3 protein-coding genes are annotated in these 2,505 nt (G+C 39.2%); all 3 read left to right on the forward strand.

What is annotated here, in order from left to right; all coding sequences use genetic code 11:
• The first annotated feature begins 146 nt into the window (after positions 1–146).
• The 3 genes from G1O98_RS37785 (at position 147) to G1O98_RS37795 (ending at position 2,250) form a co-directional block, all read left to right on the forward strand.
• Positions 147–497, forward strand: a complete 351-nt coding sequence (locus G1O98_RS37785) for a hypothetical protein (protein WP_243458666.1) — start codon at positions 147–149, stop codon at positions 495–497.
• Between the two features lie 164 nt (positions 498–661).
• Positions 662–1,279 carry a Uma2 family endonuclease gene (locus G1O98_RS37790; protein ID WP_163939524.1) on the forward strand — a complete coding sequence of 206 codons (618 nt, stop codon included), beginning with the start codon at positions 662–664 and terminating at the stop codon, positions 1,277–1,279.
• A gap of 77 nt (positions 1,280–1,356) precedes the next feature.
• Positions 1,357–2,250: a hypothetical protein gene (locus tag G1O98_RS37795; protein ID WP_163939526.1), complete on the forward strand. Its 894-nt coding sequence runs from the start codon at positions 1,357–1,359 to the stop codon at positions 2,248–2,250.
• The last annotated feature ends 255 nt before the right edge of the window (positions 2,251–2,505 follow it).

Below are 2,505 nucleotides of genomic sequence, written 5' to 3' on the forward strand. Positions count from 1 at the left end.
GCCCCTAAAAGAAATTAGGTCACTTTCTCTTGCCTTCTATATCATTGCTACTAAATGCCAATTAGTCCAAACTCAAGTATATATCTCACAAGGCTCGATTATTTTCCCCACCGGCTGAATGGGATTTTACACTGCCGAAGTGGAATATGCCTGCTGCCATCTGTCCAGACTGCGAAGGACATGGGTGCGGTAACTGTGGGTATCGCGGGACTCGTGCAGAAGACTTGTGCGAACCAGTAGACGGCTATCGACTGACCTATGTAGGACGCACTGACCTTCAGACGGCTCACAACGTATATCTAGATGGTGAGTTCTTGGGCATACTCTTCAAGGTCAGAAACACTGAGGAAGTCTGGGAAAACGACCCCAAGACATACTACTGGCGCTGTGGCGATGGAGTACGGTACTGGTGTGTCAGGGAGGCTGTTGAATCCTTTGCCATAGCTCCGGTAACTAGTGAAGTGCCATACGTTAGCTTAGAGTTAGCGGTAGCATAAAATTAAATAAATCTGAACAGTGGACAGGATAAATTAGAAAAACTGTCCACTTACCAATTTGAAAACAAGATCCTTTATTTAAATGTAAAGATAGAAGCAAATCTAAAATTTTTGCGCGAACAAACATTCCGTTGGCATCAGTTCAAACTTGAAGAGATAATACGATGTTTCAAGCTTTACCAGAACCAGTTACTTTTGAAGAATTTCTAGAGTGGAAACCAGAAAATGGCAGATATGAACTATACAAAGGAGTAATAGTAGAAATGCAACCAACAGGAGAACATGAGCTAGTTAGAGCATTTTTGATTAGAGAACTCAATTTTGAGATTCGCAGGTTTAATCTAGCTTATACTATTCCTGGTCAAGTATTAGTCAAATCAGTTGATAGGAAATCTGGTTATATTCCAGATGTATTAGTATTGAATCTTCCTAACTTGGTCAATGAACCCCTCTGGAAAAAAGCATCAACAGTTACTCAAGCAGAATCAATTCCATTAGCCGTGGAAGTTGTAAGTACAAATTGGCGTGATGATTATTTCCTTAAATTTGGTGAGTACGAGGAAATTGGGATTCCAGAATATTGGATTGTTGACTATGCTGCTCTTGGTGGAAAGCGGTTTATTGGAAATCCTAAACAACCGACAATATCAGTTTATGCTTTAGTTGAAGGTGAATATCAAGTTGCTCAATTTCGAGGAAATGACCGGATTCAATCACCTACTTTAAGAGAGCTAAATTTGACTGCTGAACAAGTTTTTCAAGCTGCTTTAGGACAGTATTGATTAAGACTAATACTTTCCCAGTCAATGAAAGCGATTTTGGTATTGATATAAACTATCCTTCGCAATTTGTCCTTTGAATGACCCAAAAATTTTATAGTCTGTTTGTTGAGCATTATCTTGAAGGCTTGCTTTCACCATTAGGTAGCGTAGAAGTTAGTGGCGTAATAACCGATTCAGAAAGGCGGGGAATTGTTCTGTTTTTTCCGAAAGGGACAATTCAAACCGAAAGACACTCACTTGGATTACTTGCTAAAGTTGCTCAAAGTGATTGTTCAATAGAAGTTTATTATGAGCAAATTGGTGAAACAGAAGTCCGAAGCTGCCTACATAAACTTTTAAGTGTCTTTTCAACTTTGAACTGTCATGCATCGGCAGAAGGAAAAACTTTAGATGATAATGATTTACCTCGTTTATGGATTGTAGTACCATTAGCTTCGCAAGATTTACTCAAAGGTTTTGGCGCACAATTAGAGTTAGAAAACTGGACTACTGGAATATACTTTCTGCCTAATGTTTTTAGAATTGCAATAGTAGCAATTAACCAACTACCAGTTACTTCAGAAACGCTATGGTTGAGGCTTTTGGGACGGGGAGCAATTCAAAAGCAAGCAGTAAGTGAAATCATTGCACTACCACCATCCGATCTTGTACGCCGGAACGTACTAGAAATAATTTACAGGTGGCGTATCAGTGTAATGACACAGACAGAATTAACCAGAGATAACCAGGAGTTGATCATGAACTTAACTCAAGCTTACGAAGAAGCAAGAGCGCAAGCGGTACAAGAGGGAGTACAACTTGAACGCCGTCAGGTTGTAGAAAACTTGTTGAGATTCAGATTTGGTTCTGTGGATGAAGAACTCTCAAGAGTAGCCGATAGTTTGTTGCAGCTAACACCAGAGGAATTTACCCCGCTATGTCTTCAGTCATCTCGTGAAGAGTTGTTAGCAAGATTTGTTTCACACAGATAAATAAATAGTAAAAAGCTTTTACATTATCTAGCGCTTTTGTAGTAACAAGAGCGCTGTTTTATTGGCTCTGTACTTGATAGATACATCTGAAATCAACGGCTTCGCCAATGAGAGAGTGAAATCTGTTGATATTAAACAATGACCTATCAAGAAAATAATGTAGAATTACCCACCCAGGATTAAAGCTTCGCTTATTTTTTGCGAAAACTAACATTAAAGAAAGGCAGCAGCTACTATGACAGCTTTTGACTTTGA

The sequence above is a fragment of the Nostoc sp. UIC 10630 genome (genome assembly GCF_010747425.1).
Classification (GTDB): domain Bacteria; phylum Cyanobacteriota; class Cyanobacteriia; order Cyanobacteriales; family Nostocaceae; genus Nostoc.